Source organism: Paractinoplanes maris (assembly GCF_023544465.1).
In the GTDB taxonomy this organism is placed as follows: domain Bacteria; phylum Actinomycetota; class Actinomycetes; order Mycobacteriales; family Micromonosporaceae; genus Actinoplanes; species Actinoplanes maris.
This window is the reverse complement of record NZ_JALPVL010000008.1, coordinates 362,667-381,015: the sequence shown is the minus strand read 5'-3', so window position 1 is coordinate 381,015 and position 18,349 is coordinate 362,667. Positions and strand designations below refer to the sequence as shown.

Sequence of the window (18,349 nt, the reverse complement as noted above, 5' to 3'; positions counted from 1 at the left end):
CTTGACCCGCGTCGCGGCGCCGGACGATCCGCTGCTGGCCGAGGCCGGCGACTTCGCGGCGACCATCCGCACCGCCCAGGACGAGCTGATCCGCGCGGCCCCCGAGAGCGTGCTGATGATCCTGGGCGGTCCGGGCACCGGCAAGACCGACACGGCCCTGCGCCGGGTCGCCTGGCTGCTCGACGACCCCGAGCTCGGTCTGACCGACGGTGAGGTGCTGGTTGTCGGGCCGTCCCACGCGTTCGCCCGGCGCACCCGCGCACTGCTCGCCGAGTGGGGCCACGAGGGCGTCGCGCACAGTTCGATCGACGGGCTGCTGCCCAAGGCGGTCACCGGCCGTCCCGAGGCGCCCCACGTGACCCGGCTCAAGGGCGAGGCCCGGATGGCCGGCCTGCTCGCCCGGGCGCTCGAGAAACGGAGCAAGCGGCAGGCCCTCGTGCCCTCGGTGATCACCGTGCGGGGCCGGGTCGTCCGGCTCGACCCGGCGCAGATCGAACGGGTGATCACGACGGCCAAGGCCAGCGAGGCGCCGGCCGGCGACCGGCGGCGGCTGCTGCGGGCGGCGCTGGTGGCCGGCACCCAGGATCCGCGCCTGATCCTCGACGCGGCCGACCAGCTGGCCGACCGGTTGTGGCCCGAGTTCGAGGCGACGACGTTCCTGACCGAGCTTTTCTCGTCGCGGGCCCTGCTGACCGAGGCGGCCGAGGGCGAGTTCACCGACCGCGAGATCGACGCGTTGCAGCGGATGGCGGCGGCCGACCCGCCGTTCAGCGACGCCGACCTGCCCCTGCTCGACGAGGCCGAGCACCTGTCCGGGGCCGGACCCCAGACGTACGCCCATGTGGTGGTCGACGAGGCCCAGGACCTCTCGCCCATGCAGTTGCGCGCGATCTCCCGCCGCTCGTCGAACGGCTCGCTGACCGTGGTCGGCGACATGGCCCAGTCGACCGGCCCGTGGGCCCGCGACGACTGGCACGACGTGCTCGCCCACCTGCCGTCGGAGATGCCGCACGTGCACCGGGAGCTGCGTTTCGGCTACCGCGTGCCGCGGCAGATCTTCGACCTGGCGGCCGAGCTGCTGCCCACCGCAGCCCCGAGCGTCCAGCCGCCGACCACCGTACGGGAAGGGCCGGCCGACCCGGCGATCTCACCGGTCGAGCCGGCCGGCCGTGCGGCTGTCGTGGTCGCGGCGGCCGCCGACCACGCCGCGGACGGGCGCTCGGTGGCGGTCATCTGCCCGGCGCGCTGCCGAGACGAGATCGAGGCGGCGCTGCGCGCGGAGGAGTTGCCCTGGGGCACAGCACCGGGCGACGAGCGCGGCCCGGCGATCACCCTGCTCAGCCCGCACGAGGCGAAGGGCCTGGAGTTCGACGCGACGATCGTGGTCGAGCCGGGCTTCATCGTCGACGACGACCCGCGCGGGCATCGGCTGCTCTACACCGCCCTGACCCGGGCCACCGCCCACCTGCACCTGGTCGGCGCACCCGAGGACCTGCCGGCCGCGCCACCGGGCCAACTGACAGCCGCGCCGCTGGGCCACCCGTCGGAGGCGCCCGAGGATCTGCCGGTCGCACCCGAACCGGAAGCACCCGCTCCGGAACCCGTCGCCCCGGCCCCAGTACTTCTGCCGCCGCCTGTCGCGCTCGATCCGGCCGTGGAAGAGAAGATCAACGTGGTGGCGCACACGCTGGCCGAGACGTTGCTGAGCAACCTGACCCCGGAGCTGTGGCCGGTCGCACTCGACCGCCTCATCGAGCTGATCAGCCCGGAGTAGGACCACACGCCAAGCCGAGCAGCCCCGGCTCTCCAAGCGCGATAGAGCCGCGACCGCACCGACTTATCCCTGCCGACCAGCCCACGACAGCGCCGCCCCCAAGCAGCGCGGTCAGCTCACGCCCGCGCCGCCCCACAAAGCGCGGTCAGCCCACGCCCGCGCCGCCCCACAAAGCGCGGTCAGCTCACACCCGCGCCGCCCCACAAAGCGCGGTCAGCCCACGACAGAGCCGCCTCACCCAGCTGACCAGCCCACGGCAGGGCCACCTCACCGAGCTGATCCGCGCCGCACAGTCAGGAGCGGAAGCCGCCCCGCAGGCGCTGGGCCAGGGTGACCGGCGACGGCGGACGGGTGGCCGCGGGCCGGGGCTTGGACGGGATGGATCGGCCGACCGGACGGTCGTAATCGGCCGTGGCGATGGACTCGACGATCTGGCCGTCGCCGAAGTTCTCCGAGTCGGGGATCGAGGCGACGAAGCCGACCAGGATGCCGTTACGCATGATCTGCGCCTCGAGACCGGCCGTGCCGTCGTTGTCCCAGATCGCCTCACGGCCGTCGGGCAGTACGACGCGGATGCCGTACTGCGTGATGCCGGCCTGGGGCAGCTTCACATGGGCGAAGACATTGCGCGTCCGCAGCGTGTCGACAATCCGCCGTGCCCGTTCTTCTTCCATGTGAGGACCGTAGTCACGCCGTCTGAAGGCACCCTGAGGATCAGCTGTGCCGGTCTTGTGAAAATGCCGTCACCCACTGACATCGACCCAGGTCACATCGATGGACGTTACTACTCCGTAACAGGAATGTCACCGTGTTTCTTTTCTCGGCACGCTGACTTACCGTTCAGTAACCGGAGCGCTCCGGCTTCCTCTCCCCCACGGACCGGAGGCCACTCCATGGGCAGACGTCTATCCCTTCTCGGCTGTCTCATAGCAACATCACTACTCTCGCTGGCCGTCGCGGCACCCGCGGCCGCGGCGGTCGACCCTGCCGTGACCGACTACGTCGCGCTCGGCGACTCCTATTCCTCGGGAGTCGGCGCGCCCGGCCAGAGCGTGTTCTGCCTGCGCAGCAAGCAGGGCTACCCCGGTCAGTGGACGGCGCGCAACAAGCCCAAGTCGTTCACCGACCTCAGCTGCGGCGGCGCCGTGACCAGCGACGTCCGCAACCTGCAGGTCCCGTTCCTGAGCAGCGGCGCCGACCTGATCAGCATCACGATCGGAGGCAACGACGCCGGCTTCGCCCCCACGGTGCTCGGCTGCCAGGTCGGCAGCGACGCGGCCTGCCTCGACAAGGTAGCCACCGCCCGCACCGACATCACCGGCTCATTGCCGGGCAAGCTAGACGCGACGTACGCGGCCATCAAGCGCAAAGCACCCAAGGCCAAGGTCGTCGTGCTCGGCTACCCGATCCTCTTCGACACCTCGTCCGCGTCGTGCGGCCTCACCGGCATGAGCCTGACCAAACGCCGGGCGCTCAACGAGGGTGCGCAAACCCTCAACGACGTCATCGCCGCCCGCGCCCAGGCCGCCGGCTTCACGTTCTCCGACGTACGGGACGAGTTCGCCGGCCACGGCATCTGCGCCCCCACCCCCTACCTGAACGGCCTCACCGTCGTCCCCCCACAGAACTCCTTCCACCCCAACGTCAACGGCTACACGTACGGCTACCTGCCCGCCCTGGCGAGCGCGCTCTAGCCCCACAACGCCCCCGGGCGGGTGCCGTCCCCAGCACCCGCCCGGCCGCCACCGGAAAGCACCTGTTCGCGACCGTCCGGCGGCCCCCACGCCGGGGATCGTCTGCAGGCATGGCAAGCGTCTTCGTTCTCCTGCTCCTGCTCGACCTCGCGCTGGTGATCATCGCCTTGGTCGACTGCCTCCGCGCCCACGAGGACGAGATCCGCACCGCCCCTTGGGCCGCCTGGATGTTCGCCATCCTGCTGCTCTCCCCGTTCGGCGCGATCGCCTGGTTCGTCAAGGGCCGCCCGGTCCCCCAGGTCGTCCTGCGCCCCCGCCCGGTCTTCGTGGCCCCCGACGACAACCCCGACTTCCTGAAGTCCCTCGCCACCGCCATCCGCGACAACAACCCGGACGCCGGGCACCAGCAGCAGCCGTGACCGTTCACGTCAGAATCGTCCGGGCCGACCGGTGTCCCGCCCGAACCCGCCGCCACCGCGCCCCGGCCAGTCACCCGGCAGGCGCGTGATGTCCCCCGGTTGCCGCAGATCGTCTCCCGGGTGACGCACATCGTCTCCAGCGTGGCGTGGGCCCTCAGCCGGGCTACGGGGATTTCGGCCCGGTTCGTCAGGTCCATGGCGGAGGGAAATCTCGCTCACCCCTCGGCCCTGATCGCCGCGCTCAACCCGGAACGCGGCCAGATCGCCGCTGATCCGCTCGCCCAGTCCCAGCGCCCGAATCACTGATGGGCTCACTCCCTGGTCGCCGACGCCGTTCATCCGGTCGGCGATCCACGGGCCGAGCGATTCGTCGTTCCGCAACGCCTCCGCCACCTCGGGATCGTGCGTACAGAGCACGATGTTGATTTCAACGTTCACTTCGCCGTTGATCTGAACATTTTGGTCGCCGATCTGGACCCCACGAGATCCGAACAGCACTACCCGGCTGACCATCTCGTTCTCCGGACCCGGAGCGAACAGGACCGGCTCCGCTTGCACGCTCGGGTCGATCGGCTTCAGCCGGCCGGTCAGCCCCTCGGCGCGGGTGCGGTCCTGAGGCCTGTCGAGCAGGTGGTCGATCGCCGACTTGATCTCGGGCCGGCGCAGCGCCTCAGCGCCGTCGCGCAGGAGCTCCCCGTCCGACAGGAACCGATATGCGGGGACGTTGTGATCGCCGCGCCGGCCGGTCCGGGTCTCACCCAGTCCTGCGTGGACCTGGTCGGCCGAGCGCCACTCGATCACCTCCAGCGCGAGCCGGCGGCCGAGGCCGGCGAGCGCCGACTGGATACCGGGCCGGAAGTAGCGGGCCACCAGATCCCGCTCGGACGTGCGCAGGCCCGCCCGGCGCGTCACCAGCCGGTGGGCTTCCTCGGTCCACCAGACGCTGGCGTCGAACAGCAGCGCACCGGGATCCGCCGGTTTGTCCGACGTGGTCAGCGTGACCGGCCGCGGAGTGCCGGCGAGATCGATCTGCACGACTTCACCGACTTCCAGGCCTTCCAGCAGCGACCGCCAGGATCCGCTGACCACCTGGGCCGGGTCACCACCGGCCAGATCGTGTTCGACCAGGTGATCGGATCTCCAGAACTCGTCGTAGGGCGATGGCTCAGGCATCCGGCGGCGCACGAGGAGGCTCCCGCCGTCGCCGCTGCGGGCCCAAAAGAGCTGCACGGTCAACGGATCAGTCTCCATGCCCCTCCGATCTCGTCCCGTAGTGCTCGTCGACAAAGCGCTCCTCCGCCCGGACGATCTCGGCGAGACCCGCGATCAGCCGCCGAGCCGACTCGTCGCTTCCGGCCAGCCGGTCCAGAGCCAGCTCATGCGCCTTCAGCTGCGCCATGAGGCCGCGCACCACACGGTCGGCCTCGGCCGTCCGCAGCATCGACAGCGCCCCCGACGGCGAGTTCTTCTCCAGCGCCCCTAGCCTCATGCCAAGGTCAGCAAGCTGCTGTTTCGTCTCGTCGAGTCGTCGCCGAAGGCCGCCGGCATCGATGCCGGCGAGCTGCTGTCTCGTCTCCTCGAGTCGCCGCCGGAGGTCGTCGGCATCGATGTCGGTGACCTTCCGCCCAAAAACCGACATGTCGGTCCTCAGTGGACCGGAAACGCTCGCGACGATCTCGGCCGCCCACCGTTCGCGTCGGAACCACGCCGCTAGGACCAGAGCGGACGCGAGCGCCGCGCCGGCCACCGCCGCCCAGACGAGCGGGCCGCCGGGACCGCCGGAGCCTCCGTTGGTGACAGTCACTGACGAGGGCACGGCTCGGATCGACGGAGTCTGGCCGAGGCGACGCAGCTCCACCGCGGCCTGCACGTCACCCTGGTCGGTGCGCAGCGCCGCCTGCAGTGACGCCTTGGCTTTGGGCAGGTCCCCGGCCCGGGCCGCCGCCATTCCCTGCTCATAGGATCGCCGCCCGGCGGCCTGCTGCTCGACCACCTCGTCGAGGCCGTCGTCGGCGCAGGAGCCTTCACCGACCCGCTGGGCCTCGGCGTAGGCACGAGCCGCCTCGGTCAGGTGGTGATCGTCGACCAGGCCGGCGGCGTAGTCGCACAGATGTGACGGGCCTGAGCATCCGGCCAGGGCAGCCAGCAGCGCGACTGCGACCACCCACCGGAACCACACCATCGAGACCCCTCACGACGATGAATGTCCAACGTAGCCCGAAGATCGTCGGCGCGCGCGTTTCCGGAGTGTTGCTTATTAGTTAAGGGTCTTAATAAACTCCTGAACGAATCGCGCTTGATCTATCTCTGGGAGGTCTGGTGAAGCGACCACTGACCGCGGCCCTCGCCGTGGCATCGACGGCCGTGACGTTGCTGGCGGGGCAGCCGGCCACGGCCCACAAGCCGCGCGGCGAGCTGGTGACGGGCACGTACTCGACCGGCGCGGCCAACGCCTGGGCGTCGCTGCCCACGACGCGGGTCGGGGACGGCACGGGCCGGGCCGTCGACGCGACCGTGGTCGTCGATCCGGGCCGGCAGCGGCAGCACTACAGCGGCATCGGCATGTCGATCGACGAGACCAGCGTCTCCAACCTGTGGAAGCTGACCCCGGCCGAGCGCGAGAAGGCCGTACGCCTGCTCGTCGACCCCGAGAACGGGGCCGGCTTCGACCGGTTCCGGCTCACCATCGGCAGCCCGGACCTCATCGAGCACCTGCCGTTCTGGTCCTACGACGAGCTGCCCGCGGGCGTCACCGAGGACTTCGCGCTGAAGCACTTCTCGATCCAGCGCGACATCGACCTGCACATGGTCGAGGCGGTCAAGTTGATTCAGAAGTACAACCCCAAGGCCACGTTCTTCGCGTCGGCGTGGAGCGCGCCGGCCTGGATGAAGACCAACAACCGGTTCACCGGCGAGGTCGCGCTCAAACCGGGCAGCACCACCGAGCACTATCAGGTGGGCAAGCTCCGTGATGACTGCATCGATGTGTTCGCCCGCTATTACGTCAAGTACATACAGTCAATGCGTCAACATGGAATCAACATTGACGCGATCACCATGTTGAACGAGCCGGGGATGGACGTCGTCTACCCGGCCATGGACATCAGCGTCGAGCAGCAGCAGAAGCTCGCGGTCGCGATCAAGCGTGAATTCCGCCGGGCCGGCCTGGGCACGCAGCTGTATGTGCACGACTTCAACTTCTGGGACTGGCGCGACCCCAACAGCACGGCGACCAAGAACTACCACCGGATCATGAACGACCCGGCCACCCGCCGGGCCGCCGACGCCATCGCCTTCCACCCGTACTGGGGTGACCCCGCGGTCATGCGCGAGGCCTATCAGGAGTTCGGCAAGCCGGTGCACATGACCGAGACGAGTGATCTCAACCCGGCCACCGTGCTCAGCTACTTCCGCCTCGACGCGAGCAGTTACACGCTCTGGGCGCAGGCGACCGACCAGACCGGCGGCACGCTGCACTGGACCGACCAGCGCGACAACAACGTCGACTGGGAGGAGGTCGGCCGCACCACCAAGTGGCCCGATCGGCTGGTCAAGGTCAACACCGAGACCAAGACCTTCTCCGTACGCGATGAGCTCTACCCCCTGGGGCAGTTCGCCCGCTACCTGTCGCCGGCCGACGTCCGCGTCGAGTCGAGCGCCCCGGCCGCCGGCGTCAGCAACGTCGTCTACCGCGACGGCAACCGGTTCACGGCGATCCTGGCCAACTCCGCGGCGACCGCACGAAACGTCCGGATCACCCTCGGCCGCCAGTCCTTTGTGGTCGGCGTCCCGGCCGACGCCTACGCCACGTACCGGTGGAAGGCCGATCCTCCCCGCCGCGACCACGCCCCGGTCCTGCGCGCCGTGCCCGCGCTGACCGTCGATCAGTACGCGACGACCTTGTTCCGCCTGTCGGCCACCGACCGCGACCGGGACCGGCTCTCGTTCTATGCCACCGACCTGCCCGCCGGCGTGTCCCTGGACGCGACCACCGGTGTGGTCACGCTCAGCCCGACCACCGCGGGCACCCAGCAGCTGACCTTCTTCGTCACCGACGGCGCGTCCCGCGATGAGGTGACGGTCCCGGTCACCGTCGTGCCGAAGGGCGCTCCGATCGGCGTCCGGGTCGAAGCCGAGTCCTATGCGGCGCAGAACGGCTGGACCGAGGGCGGGGCCAACTTCGTCGAGAGCAATGCCGGAGCCAGCGGTGGCAAGAACATCGGCTGGACCGCCCCCGGCAACTGGCTGAGCTACCGCGCCGACGTCGCCCAGGCCGGGACGTACGACCTGGAGCTGCGCGTCGCCAACGGCACGGGCGCGGTGGCGGCGGACGCCATCTCGTTCCGCAACGCGGCCGGCGAAAAGCTGGCCACGGTGTCGGTGCCCGACACCGGAGGCTGGGCGTCCTACCAGTCGGTCCACGTGCCGGTCACCCTCGCGGCGGGCGACCAGCTGGTCACCGTCTTCTGCGAGACCGGCGGCTTCAACATCGACTACCTGCAGCTGACCTGACGCACCGGGTGCTGCGGCCACGGCGGCGGCACCCGGAAACTCAGCCGCTGCCACGGCGGCGGCACCCGGAAGCTCAGCCGGTCGAGCGCCGCTGCGATGGCGGCGGCACCCGAAAACTCAGCCGTCCCGGTGCCGCTGCCACGGCGGCGGCACCCGGACGGCGGCCATGCCGGCCGCGGCCGCCGACTGCATGCCGAAATCGGTGTCCTCGAAGACCAGGCAGCGCTCCGGCGCCACGTCCAGCAGCTTGGCGGCGGTCAGGAAGCACTCCGGGTCGGGCTTGCCGTTCAGGTAGTCGCCCGCGCAGACCATCACCTCGAACCGGTCGAGCAGCCCCAACGTGGTGAGCGACGCGGTCACCGATTCCCGGCTGCTCCCCGAGACGACGGCGAACGGCAGCTTCCCGTACGCGTCCTCGATGTGCTCGAGCACCTCGGGCACCGCCGCGACGGTGGGCAGCAGCTCCTGGAAGATCTGCTCGCGCCGTTCGTCCACCACCGCGACCGGCATCGCGAGCCCCTGCCGGGCGTTCAGATCGGCGATCACCGAGACCGGCGTGCGACCGCCCCAGGCATAGAAGAGCTCCTCGCCGAACTCGGCGCCCCACTCCTTCAGCGCCAGCTGCCAGGCCTGGAAGTGGATCGGCATCGAGTCGGCGATGGTGCCGTCACAGTCGAACAGGTAGGCGTCGAACTCGCCCTCAGGCAGCGGCAACATCACGCCCGTCACGATAATCCCGGCCGCTGTCCGATTCGTGGCGGCGCCGTTCGTCGGAGACATGGACCACCGAAACGGGGTCCGTGTCCGAGACCGGGAGGCCCGCGTGACCCTCAGCCACCTCGACCCGCAGCATCGTGTCCGGGCGGAGCACGACCGGTGGGCAGTCACCGCCGTCTTCCTGCTCAACGGCTTGACGCTGTCCACGTACATCGTGCGGGCCCCCTCGTTCAAGGCCGCCCACGACCTCAGTGACGCCTGGTTCGGGTTGTCGGGGCTGCTCTTCGCGGCGGCCGCGCTGGCCTGCATGCAAGCCGTCGGTCCGCTGGCCGCGCGGATCGGCACCCGCGTGATCCTGCGCGGCGCTCTCACCGTGATGCCGCTCCTGCTGGCCGGCCTGGCCGTCGCCCCCGGCCCGGCCTGGTTCCTGCTCGGCGCGGCGGTGCTCGGCGGGGCGCACGGCGCGACCGACGCGGCGATGAACGCGAGCGCGGTCGCCGTCGAGCGCGCAGCCGGGCGCCCGATCCTCAACGGTTGTCACGCGGCCTGGAGTGTCAGCGCGGTGGTCGCGTCGCTGTCCACGGCGGCCCTGGCCCACTTCGGCGTACCGCTGGGCGCGCACCTCGTCACGGCCGGCGCCCTGCTGCTGGTGGCCGGCCCGGTCGTCGCCCGCCGGCTGCCGGACAACGGGCACGCCGCAGCCGAGCCGGGCGCGCCGGTGTCGGTACGGTCGGGCTGGAGCCGTCCGCTGATCCTGCTCGGCCTGACCGCCACCGCGCTGATGATCTGCGAGGGTGCGGCGCTCGGCTGGGGCGGCATCTTCCTGCACGAGGTGCGCGGCGCCTCGCTGAGCCTGGCCGCCGTGGCGATCACCGCCTACACCGGCGGGCAGACCCTCGGCCGGCTGGCCGGCGACCGGCTCACCGGCCGCGGCGGCGGCAACCGGCTGTTCCGGATCGGCGCGGTGGTCGCAGCCGGCGGTTTCTCGGTGGCCGTCCTGGCGCCGCACCCCGGAGTGGCGGTGGCCGGGTTCGCGGTGGCCGGGCTCGGCTCGTCGGTGCTGCTGCCGCTGACGTTCAGTGCCGTCGGCCGGCTGCCCGGCGCGTCCACCGCGGCCCTGGTCTCGCGGCTGACCACGTTCACCTACACCGGGATCCTGCTCGGCCCGGCCCTGATCGGCTGGGTCGCCGGACTCGTCGGCCTGGCCGCCACCATGACCGTCGTGATCCCGCTGCTGCTGCTGGTGATCCTGGTGCCGCGGCCGGAACAGTGACGGGTGGCCGGTTCGCACCGGCCACCCGTCCCTACCTACCTTGTCAGTCGAGCAGGCCCGTCACGGTGCCCGCGGCGACCGTACGGTTGCCCTCGCGCACCGCGAAGCCGGCGCCCACCTCGAGCGCGACCGGCTTGCCCAGCGTGACCGTGACCTTGTCGAGCGTGTCGCCCGGCATGACCAGGTCGACGTCGCCCAGGTCGAGCCCGCCGGACACGTCCGTGGTGTGGAAGAAGAACTGCGGCCGGTAGTCCGTCGCGAACGGCGTGTGCCGGCCACCCTCCTCCTTGGTCAGCGCGTACATCCGCGCCTCGAACTTCTGGTGCGGCGTCACCGTTCCCGGCACCGCCACCACCTGTCCACGCTCGACCTGCTCGCGCTTGATGCCGCGCAGCAGGATCGCCGCGTTGTCACCGGCCTCGGCCGACTCCAGCGACTTGCCGAACGTCTCGAGACCGGTGGCCACCGTGGCGATGGTCGGGCCGAGGCCGACAACCTCGACCGGCTCACCGACGCGCAGCGTGCCCCGCTCCACCTTGCCGGTCACCACCGTGCCGCGACCGCTGATCGTCAGCACGTTCTCGATCGGCATCAGGAACGGCTCACCGAGCTCGCGCGGCGGCACCGGCACGTAGCTGTCGACCGCGTCGAGCAGGTCCACGATGGACGTGACCCACTTCGGGTCACCCTCCAGTGCCTTGAGCGCGCTGACCCGTACGACGGGAACCTCGTCACCGGGGAACCCGTACTCGGTCAGCAGTTCCCGCACCTCGAGCTCGACCAGGTCGAGCAGCTCCGGGTCGTCGACCGCGTCGCTCTTGTTGAGCGCCACCACCAGGTAGGGCACGCCGACCCGCTGGGCGAGCAGCACGTGCTCCCGGGTCTGCGGCATCGAGCCGTCCTGCGCCGACACGACCAGGATCGCCCCGTCGACCTGAGCCGCGCCCGTGATCATGTTCTTCACGTAGTCGGCGTGGCCCGGCATGTCGACGTGCGCGTAGTGCCGGTTCGGCGTCTCGTACTCGACGTGCGCGATGGTGATGGTGATGCCGCGGGCCGCCTCCTCCGGGGCCTTGTCGATGCCCTCGAACGCGACGTACCGGTTGGCGGCCGGGTCGCGGTCGGCGAGAACCTTGGTGATCGCGGCGGTCAGGGTCGTCTTCCCGTGGTCGACGTGCCCCATCGTGCCGATGTTGACGTGCGGCTTGCTGCGGATGAACTGGCTCTTGGCCATGGTTTTTCTCAGTCCTCACTGGATGTAAGGGCAATGGGGGGAGCGCGCCCGTTGCCAGGCAGAGCGCGCCAGAACCGCGCACGGCGGGACCACCCTCCCCCTACGGTTCTGCTGCTGGTGGGGAAGGGTCAGATTCGGGTATCGGCGCCGCTGAGCGAAAGCACGCACACGGGAGCCGCCCCTGGGGGCAGCTGCAGACCGAGCGCGAACATGCGGATCACGGTAGGCCAGAACGCCGGCCCCCTCCACCGAATTCCCCGGCCGCCGGCCGACGGTTTGCCGGGGCCGGGCGGCTCACCAGGTGAAGGTGGCGCCCTTGGCTTCGCTGGTCAGGGTGCGGCCGTCGCGGTCGTAGCTGAACGACATGACTACGGCGTAGCTGCGGCCCCGGGACGGGCTGGTGGCGGCCGGGCCGCAGGTGCGGGTGGCGGCGTCGCCCTCGAAGGTCAGGTTGTCGCAGGTCCGCGGGGTGCCGATCAGCCGGCCGGTGCCGGCGTCCTTCAGCGACACCGTGATGCGGCCCCGGCCGCCACCGGCCGCGGTCACCGAGGCCTGGTAGCGCACGTCACGGCCGAGCATGTGGCAGGGCTGGACCCGGGCGGCGGTGCGGGTGCGGAAGTCGATCGCGAAGCTCTGGTTGCACTGCCACGGGCCGTACGGCTGGGCCTCGAGGCGCGGTGACCGGCGCGGCCGGGGCTGGGCCGGTGGTTGCGCTTCCCTCGGGCGTACGCGGGAAGGAGCCGCCGCCGGAGCAGCCGGCGCGCCCACCGACGTGGTGGCCTGGGGCGAGGTGGCCGACGCCCGGGCGGCCGGCTTGGTCGCGGCGACGTTCGTGCGGCGCTGGGCCGGGGGTGGCGCAGCGCTGGAGGCCGGCGCCGACCGGGGGGCGACCACGATCTGCGGGGCGGCCAGATCGCGGGGCTCGTCCTTCGCCCGGCCGTCGTTCCAGGCCGTGGTGGCCACCGCCGAGGCCACCATGGCCGCGACGACCAGCGCCAGCGTGGCCCCCGGACGGGCCCACCGCCAGCTGGGGACGGCGTTGCGCTTCTCCGGCCGGCGCTGCGGCGGGACGATAGATTCGGCCGGCTTGCTCCCCGCGAGCGGAGGAACATCGGCCTGGTGACGGGCGAGCGAGGGAACGTCGGCCTGGTGACGGGCGAGCGGGGAAACGTCGGCCTCGTGACGGGCGAGCGGGGAAAGATCGGCTGCTCGCTGCCCGTCCGGGCATCCGGGCCCGTCGTCGGACCACAGCCCCTCGTCCGGGCGGGGATCACCGGCCGGCGGTGGCAGCAGCAGGAAGGGCTCGGACCGGGAGGGGACGGCCGCGGGCCCGCCGGCCGGTGGGGGCAGCGCGGGGACGTCGGCCAGGCGGCGGGCGGCGTCGGAGAGGTCGGCGACCAGTTCGGCGGCGGTCGGGCGCAGGCGGGGTTTGTGGGCCATGCACACCGCGATCACGTCCCACAGCGGCGCCGGGATGCCCGGCTGACGGGCCGGGTTGCCCTCGAGGTGCTGGCGCATGAGGTCGGGGATCGAGTCGCTGACGTACGGCGGGCGGCCGCAGACCAGCTCGTAGAGCAGCACCCCGAGGGCGTAGACGTCGGTCGCCGGGCTGGCCGTCGCGCCGTGGAAGGCCTCGGGTGACATGTAGTGCGGGGTGCCGACGACCGCGTTCGGGGTGGTCATGCTGGGCGTGTTCAGGATGCGGGCGACCCCGAAGTCGGTCAGCCGGGTGTCGAGGCGGCCGCCGACCGTGGCCAGCAGGATGTTGTCGGGCTTGAGGTCGCGGTGCACCACGCCCAGGTCGTGGGCCTCGGCCAGCGCGGCGGCGACCTGCGCGGTGAGCCGGGCCGCCTCGCCCGGGGCCACGGTCGGCCGCTCGCGCAGCAGGTCGCGCAGGCTGCCCCCGCTGACCAGGTCCATCACCAGGCCCAGGGTCTCGCCCACGCTGAACAGGTCGTGCACCCGCACCACGTTGCGGTGGCGCAGCATCCGCAGGATCGTGCGCTCCTGCACGAATCGGGTGACCAGCTTGGGCTGCCGCAGCAGGCTCTCGTGCAGCAGCTTGACCGCGACCGGCTCACCGGTGGCCCGGTCGAGCGCCTCCCACACGGTGCCGGTCGCGCCCTGCCCGATCGGGCGCTGAAGCACGTACGAACTGCCGACGCAGCGTCCGCTCAGGTCCATGGTCGACGTGCCGTGCGTGTCGGCGCGTGATCCGGCGCTCGACCGGTCCCGCGTGCCATGCTGAGTCACTCGATGGTCCTTCCGGAGCGGACGATGCCCCGGAATATTGCTGTTTGTCCGCTTCGAAAGGCAAGCCCCTCCGCCCGAGTTCGCACCTTCGGTCGGAGTCGTGGAAACGCCGTTACTTGGACGTGGCGGTCTCGTTCGAAGTCGTACCGGACAGCGTACGAATCGCCCCGAGCAGCGTCGACCGGGTGAACGGCTTCTCGATCAGCATGCTGTTGTCGTCGAGGTGCAGCTGCGGGCCGAGCGACGCCGCGGTGTAGCCGGACATGAAGAGCACCGGCAGGTGCGGATGGTGGGTCCGCAGTGCCGCCGCCAGCTCCGGCCCGGTCATCGTCGGCATCACGACGTCGGTGATCAGCAGATCGGGATGCGCCCCCGTAGCCACCTGGGTCACCGCCTGCAACGCGTCGGTCGCGACCGTGATGGCGTAGCCGGCCGGCTCGATCAGGCGCTGCACCAGCTGGGCCACCTCGGGCTGATCCTCGACGATCAGGACCCGGCCGATCACCGCCGGCGCACCCTGGCGGCCGCTGGCGGCGAGCGGCTTCTCCTCGGCGGCGGGCAGGTAGAGGTGGACGGTCGTACCCATCCGGGGCTCCGACTCCAGCTCGATGTGGCCGCCCAGCCCCTGCACGATGCCGGCGGTGGTGGCCAGGCCGAGCCCGGCGGCGGTGGGGCGGGTGGTGAAGAACGGCTCGAGGGCCCGCTGACGGACCTCGTCGGTCATGCCCACCCCGGTGTCGGTGATCACGATGTGCACGAGCCGGCCCGGCGGTACGCCCTCGGGGCCCTTGCCCGCCTCGACCAGCTCGTTCATCGCGGCCACCCGCAACATGCCGCCGTGCAGCATGGCGTCGCGGGCGTTCGCGGCCAGGTTGACCAGCGCCTGCTCGAGCGGGCCGCGCTCGGCCCGCACGGCCCACACGTCCGGGCCGAACGCCAGGTCGAGACCGATGTGCTCGCCGAGCGTACGGCTGAAAAGGGACTGCACGTCGGTGAGCAGGTCGGGAATCGGGATGATCTCCGGCCGGTTGCCGTCGCTGCGACCGAACGCGAGCAGCTGGTGGGTCAGCGAGCGGCCGGTGCCGACGGCGTCGAGGATGTCGGTGGCCAGCTTGTGGTGCTGGCTGCCGGGCTCGGCCGACGCCGTGATCATCTCGGCCGAGCCGCCGACCACGGTCAGCAGGTTGTTGAAGTCGTGCGAGATGCCGCCGATGAGCTGGCCCAGGCTGTCGAGCCGGCGCAGGTGGTCGAGCTGGCGCTTGAGACCGCGGGCGTCGATGTGGTCGGTGGTGTCGGTGACCATGCAGACCACGCCGCTGAACGCGCCGTGATCGTCCATCAGCGGCATCATGCTGATGCGCACGCTGCGCTGCGAGCCGTCGGCCCGCATGAGCCGGGTGCCGCCGACCGTCGAGCGGCCCTCCCGGCACTCGGTGATGCGCCGGTTCAGCTCCTTCTGACCCTGGTCGTTGAGGAAACCCCGCAACGAGACCCCGACCAGCTGCGACCGGGGCATGCCGAGCACCACCCCGATCGGCTCGTTCGCGTACGTCACCACGGCATCCGGGTCGATCTGGAGCACACCCTCGGGGATCGTCTCGAGGACCCGCCGGTAGCGCTCCTCACTGGCCCGCAGCCGCTCCAAGGCCCGCGCGCTGGAGCAGGCGAGGGCGAGCTCACCGGCGATGTCCCGGGCCAGCTCGACCTCCGCCGTCGAATAGAACGAGCCCGGCGTCTCGCGGGTCAGGACCAGATACCCCGCGTACGTGTTGTCGACGATCACCGGGCACAGGACCGCCGAGTGGATCTCGTGCTCCTCGCCGGCCAGCGGCTCCACGCCGTCGCCGGCCAGCACGATCGGGCGGCGGCTGGCCGCGAGCGCGGTCGAGAAGTCGTCGTCGGGCAGCTGGTCGACGTGGTCGAGCACCCGGGCCAGCGAGGCCGACCGCCCGTCGTCGATGTGGTGGTACGTGATCGAGTCGTAGCGGCCGTCGTCGCGCAGCAACTGCACGCCGGCGCCGTCACCGATCATGTCGGCGGCGGCGCGGGCCGCCGTGGACTGGACGAGGGCAGGTTCGTGGGAGACCCGGCTGAGAGCCAGGGCAAGATCGGCGAGCGCGTACCGGAGGGGGTAAGCCATGACACCCATGACGACATGATCCGCGTCTCGAGGGGTGCGTGGTGCCGGTTCGCCAGGTTTGCAACCATTCATCTGATGATCTCGGGAAGCACCTCCGCCGCGGTGCCCCGCAGGTTGATCGCACAGAACGGATCGAGCGGGGTGGGCTGCGGGTTGACCTGGATGACGGCGCCACCCCTCTTGGCCGTCACCTGCGGGATCTCGGCCGCGGGATAGACCTGACCCGACGTCCCCACGGTGATCAGCACGTCGGCGCGGGCCGCGACCTCCACCGCCCGCTCGAACGCGGCCACCGGCAACTGCTCCCCGAACCAGACCACCCCGGGCCGTACGGGCGAAGCGCAGTAGACACACGCCGGCGGTGTCCGAGGCCCACCTTCCCCCACCGCGCCGCCTGCCGCCTCTCCCGCCCTCCGATCCGCCGCGCCGTCGGCCACCCCTCCAGCCGCCCGATTCGCCACGCCTATCGCCGCGCCGTCGGCCGCCTCTTGTTCCACCGTGCCGCCCGGCACGTCTGCCGCGGGCTGGTGGCAAGCGGAGCACCGTGGGGCGAAGAGGCTGCCGTGCAGGTGGATCACGTCCTTCGAGCCGGCCCGCTCGTGCAGGTCGTCGACGTTCTGCGTGATCAAGGTGCAGTCGCGCCGGGCGACGGCCCGGTGACCGGCGTTGGGGTGGACGCGCTCGACCAGTTCGCGGCGCCACTCGTACCATCCCCACACCAGGGCCGGGTCCCGCTCGAAGGCCTCCGGGGTGGCCAGCGCCTCGGCGTCGTAGCGGGCCCACAACCCGGTCAACGCGTCGCGGAAGGTGGGCACGCCGCTCTCGGCCGACATGCCGGCCCCGGTGAGCACGACGAGCCGTTCGGCGCGAGTGATCAGATCGGCCGCGGTAGGCAGGGAGTCCATCGCCCGAGTGTGCCCGTCACGGCGTACCGGAATCGCGGGTCTTCTCTTGCTATTGACAATCGTCGATTTTGTGCGAGGTTGTTACGACACCCGCCGGTGTCCTGATTCGCAGAGCTGAGGGCAGCTCTGGCCGGATCCCCCTGGCCTGTCCACCGGGCCACCGACCATGCGGAGCTCATGCCCTCATGAAACTCAGAATCCTCTTCAGCGCGCTGGCGGGCCTCCTGCTCGCCGGCCTCACCGTCCTGTTCGCGCCGGTCTCCCCCGCGAGCGCCCACGGCAACGTCACCGGCCCGGCTTCGCGCAACTACGGCTGCTTCGAGCGCTGGGGCAGCAAATTCCAGGACCCGGCCATGGCCACCGAGGACCCGATGTGCTGGCAGGCCTGGCAGGCCAACCCGAGCGCCATGTGGAACTGGAACGGCTTGTTCCGGGAGAACGTGGCCGGCAACCACCAGGGCGCCATCCCCGACGGCCAGTTGTGCAGCGGCGGGCGCACCGAAAGCGGCCGCTACAACGCGATGGACGCCATCGGCGACTGGAAGGCCACCAACGTCGGCAACAACTTCAACGTGAAGTTGTTCGACGGCGCGCGGCACGGCGCCGACTACATCCGGGTGTACGTGTCGAAGCCCGGCTTCAACCCGGTCACCCAGGCCCTGAAGTGGTCGGATCTCGACCAGGTGTCCCAGATCGGCAACACCCCGGCGGCGCAGTGGACACAGCGCAGCGACGGCGTCGAGATCGACGTCCCGGTGTCGGTGTCGGGCCGCAGCGGACGGGCCATGGTCTACACGATCTGGCAGGCCAGCCACCTCGACCAGTCCTACTACTTCTGCAGCGACGTGAACTTCGGTGGCACGACCACGCCGCCCACGACCCCACCGACCACGCCTCCTACGACGCCGCCGACTACTCCTCCGACCACGCCGCCCACGACCCCGCCGACCACGCCGCCCACCACGCCGCCGGCCTCGGGTGCGTGCTCAGCGGCCTACTCGACCAGCAGCCAGTGGTCGGGCGGCTTCCAGGGTGAGGTCAAGGTGACCGCGGGCTCGGCGGCCATCAAGAGCTGGACAGTGACGCTGGGCTACGGCAGTGCGCCGTCGGTGCAGCAGTCGTGGAACTCGACGGTCACGGCCAGCGGCAGCTCGCTGGTCGCCAAGAACGCCGCCTACAACGGCGCCCTGTCGTCGGGCGGCACGACCAGCTTCGGCTTCATAGGCTCCGGCACAGCCACTACCCCCACGGTGACCTGCACCGCCACCACCTGACCGGTCGCGATGTGGCCGGCCCCTCCACGGCCGGCCACATCGCCCCGCCCCGCTCGCCCCGCCCCGCTCGCCGCGCCCCGCTCGCCGCGCCCCGCTCGCCCCGCACCGCTCGCCCCGCCGCGCTGGCCCCGCCCCGCTCGGCCCCGCCCTGCTC

General features: G+C 71.1%; 14 protein-coding genes. 6 read left to right on the top strand and 8 right to left on the bottom strand.

The window, feature by feature from the left end; translation table 11 throughout:
* The first annotated feature begins 1 nt into the window (after nucleotide 1).
* Complete coding sequence (locus tag NAG42_RS24665) at nucleotides 2–1,774, top strand: HelD family protein (protein ID WP_250033353.1); 1,773 nt, start codon at nucleotides 2–4, stop codon at nucleotides 1,772–1,774.
* Nucleotides 1,775–2,067: 293 nt separating this feature from the next.
* Here the strand turns inward: NAG42_RS24665 and NAG42_RS24660 are convergent, their stop codons facing one another.
* Nucleotides 2,068–2,448, bottom strand: a complete 381-nt coding sequence (locus tag NAG42_RS24660) for a hypothetical protein (RefSeq protein ID WP_250033352.1) — start codon at nucleotides 2,446–2,448, stop codon at nucleotides 2,068–2,070.
* Between the two features lie 219 nt (nucleotides 2,449–2,667).
* On the opposite strand from NAG42_RS24660, the gene NAG42_RS24655 reads away from it, so the two are divergent.
* Nucleotides 2,668–3,468: an SGNH/GDSL hydrolase family protein gene (locus NAG42_RS24655; protein ID WP_250033351.1), complete on the top strand. Its 801-nt coding sequence runs from the start codon at nucleotides 2,668–2,670 to the stop codon at nucleotides 3,466–3,468.
* 110 nt (nucleotides 3,469–3,578) lie between these two features.
* Nucleotides 3,579–3,887: a PLD nuclease N-terminal domain-containing protein gene (locus tag NAG42_RS24650; RefSeq protein WP_250033350.1), complete on the top strand. Its 309-nt coding sequence runs from the start codon at nucleotides 3,579–3,581 to the stop codon at nucleotides 3,885–3,887.
* A gap of 9 nt (nucleotides 3,888–3,896) precedes the next feature.
* Here NAG42_RS24650 and NAG42_RS24645 read toward each other — a convergent pair whose 3' ends face one another.
* Together NAG42_RS24645 and NAG42_RS24640 are read right to left on the bottom strand one after the other, a co-directional pair.
* A complete protein-coding gene (locus NAG42_RS24645) occupies nucleotides 3,897–5,123 on the bottom strand; it encodes a hypothetical protein (RefSeq protein ID WP_250033349.1) in 1,227 nt (408 codons plus the stop codon).
* 4 nt (nucleotides 5,124–5,127) lie between these two features.
* The gene (locus tag NAG42_RS24640) at nucleotides 5,128–6,069 is read right to left on the bottom strand and encodes a hypothetical protein (protein ID WP_250033348.1); all 942 of its coding nucleotides are present in this window, start codon (nucleotides 6,067–6,069) and stop codon (nucleotides 5,128–5,130) included.
* A gap of 137 nt (nucleotides 6,070–6,206) precedes the next feature.
* Here NAG42_RS24640 and NAG42_RS24635 point away from each other — a divergent pair, with 137 nt between their 5' ends.
* On the top strand, nucleotides 6,207–8,399 hold the full coding sequence (locus tag NAG42_RS24635) for a carbohydrate-binding protein (protein WP_250033347.1): 2,193 nt from the start codon (nucleotides 6,207–6,209) through the stop codon (nucleotides 8,397–8,399).
* 117 nt (nucleotides 8,400–8,516) lie between these two features.
* On the opposite strand, the gene NAG42_RS24630 is transcribed toward NAG42_RS24635, so the two are convergent.
* Nucleotides 8,517–9,116 carry an HAD family hydrolase gene (locus tag NAG42_RS24630; RefSeq protein WP_284045862.1) on the bottom strand — a complete coding sequence of 200 codons (600 nt, stop codon included), beginning with the start codon at nucleotides 9,114–9,116 and terminating at the stop codon, nucleotides 8,517–8,519.
* A gap of 106 nt (nucleotides 9,117–9,222) precedes the next feature.
* On the opposite strand from NAG42_RS24630, the gene NAG42_RS24625 reads away from it, so the two are divergent.
* Nucleotides 9,223–10,389 (top strand): MFS transporter, encoded by a 1,167-nt coding sequence (locus NAG42_RS24625; RefSeq protein WP_250033345.1) that lies wholly within the window; start codon nucleotides 9,223–9,225, stop codon nucleotides 10,387–10,389.
* Between the two features lie 43 nt (nucleotides 10,390–10,432).
* Here NAG42_RS24625 and tuf read toward each other — a convergent pair whose 3' ends face one another.
* From tuf to NAG42_RS24605, 4 genes are all read right to left on the bottom strand, one after another.
* Complete coding sequence (gene tuf / locus NAG42_RS24620; RefSeq protein ID WP_250033344.1) at nucleotides 10,433–11,623, bottom strand: elongation factor Tu; 1,191 nt, start codon at nucleotides 11,621–11,623, stop codon at nucleotides 10,433–10,435.
* Between the two features lie 294 nt (nucleotides 11,624–11,917).
* On the bottom strand, nucleotides 11,918–13,876 hold the full coding sequence (locus NAG42_RS24615) for a serine/threonine-protein kinase (protein WP_250033343.1): 1,959 nt from the start codon (nucleotides 13,874–13,876) through the stop codon (nucleotides 11,918–11,920).
* Nucleotides 13,877–13,988: 112 nt separating this feature from the next.
* Nucleotides 13,989–16,016 (bottom strand): response regulator, encoded by a 2,028-nt coding sequence (locus NAG42_RS24610; RefSeq protein WP_250033342.1) that lies wholly within the window; start codon nucleotides 16,014–16,016, stop codon nucleotides 13,989–13,991.
* Nucleotides 16,017–16,084: 68 nt separating this feature from the next.
* Complete coding sequence (locus tag NAG42_RS24605; protein WP_250033341.1) at nucleotides 16,085–16,921, bottom strand: SIR2 family NAD-dependent protein deacylase; 837 nt, start codon at nucleotides 16,919–16,921, stop codon at nucleotides 16,085–16,087.
* A 185-nt stretch (nucleotides 16,922–17,106) separates the two neighbouring features.
* Here NAG42_RS24605 and NAG42_RS24600 point away from each other — a divergent pair, with 185 nt between their 5' ends.
* Nucleotides 17,107–18,195: a lytic polysaccharide monooxygenase auxiliary activity family 9 protein gene (locus tag NAG42_RS24600; protein ID WP_250033340.1), complete on the top strand. Its 1,089-nt coding sequence runs from the start codon at nucleotides 17,107–17,109 to the stop codon at nucleotides 18,193–18,195.
* The last annotated feature ends 154 nt before the right edge of the window (nucleotides 18,196–18,349 follow it).

Excerpts from the sequence above, each read along its gene's own strand:
- NAG42_RS24660 (WP_250033352.1), bottom strand. The coding sequence starts at position 2,448 with ATGGAAGAAGAACGGGCACGGCGGATTGTCGACACGCTGCGGACGCGC.
- NAG42_RS24655 (WP_250033351.1), top strand. The coding sequence starts at position 2,668 with ATGGGCAGACGTCTATCCCTTCTCGGCTGTCTCATAGCAACATCACTA.
- NAG42_RS24650 (WP_250033350.1), top strand. The coding sequence starts at position 3,579 with ATGGCAAGCGTCTTCGTTCTCCTGCTCCTGCTCGACCTCGCGCTGGTG.
- NAG42_RS24640 (WP_250033348.1), bottom strand. The coding sequence starts at position 6,069 with ATGGTGTGGTTCCGGTGGGTGGTCGCAGTCGCGCTGCTGGCTGCCCTG.
- NAG42_RS24630 (WP_284045862.1), bottom strand. The coding sequence starts at position 9,116 with ATGTTGCCGCTGCCTGAGGGCGAGTTCGACGCCTACCTGTTCGACTGT.
- tuf (WP_250033344.1), bottom strand. The coding sequence starts at position 11,623 with ATGGCCAAGAGCCAGTTCATCCGCAGCAAGCCGCACGTCAACATCGGC.
- NAG42_RS24610 (WP_250033342.1), bottom strand. The coding sequence starts at position 16,016 with ATGGCTTACCCCCTCCGGTACGCGCTCGCCGATCTTGCCCTGGCTCTC.
- NAG42_RS24605 (WP_250033341.1), bottom strand. The coding sequence starts at position 16,921 with ATGGACTCCCTGCCTACCGCGGCCGATCTGATCACTCGCGCCGAACGG.
- NAG42_RS24600 (WP_250033340.1), top strand. The coding sequence starts at position 17,107 with ATGAAACTCAGAATCCTCTTCAGCGCGCTGGCGGGCCTCCTGCTCGCC.